Annotated in this window: 1 pseudogene; it reads left to right on the plus strand. The window is 67.9% G+C overall.

What is annotated here, in order from left to right:
- Nucleotides 1–305: pseudogene (locus EN862_RS35550) on the plus strand (amine oxidase); the annotation flags it as partial.

The raw sequence follows: 305 nt of genomic DNA on the forward strand, positions 1-305 counted from the left end.
CGACTGGGTCGGCGGCGCGGCCACCAGCCGCGAACTGACGCCGGGTTTCCTCTATTCCAACTGTTCCTATGTCTGCTCGCTGTTCCGGCCCGAGATCATGCGCGACCTGGAACTGCCGCGCTTCGGCCTGCAGGTGATTTCCTACGAGGGCGGCGCGGTGTTCACGCGCGACGGCGACTACCTCGCCAACTACCGCGACCACGACGCGCACCGCCGCGAGTTCGCCCGCTTCTCCAGGCGCGACGCGGAGGCCTATGACCGCTATTCGCGCGATGTCACCCGGCAGTGCCGCTTCATCCAGCCGC

Origin of the sequence: Mesorhizobium sp. M2E.F.Ca.ET.219.01.1.1 (assembly GCF_004016445.2) — a bacterium.
GTDB lineage: Bacteria > Pseudomonadota > Alphaproteobacteria > Rhizobiales > Rhizobiaceae > Mesorhizobium.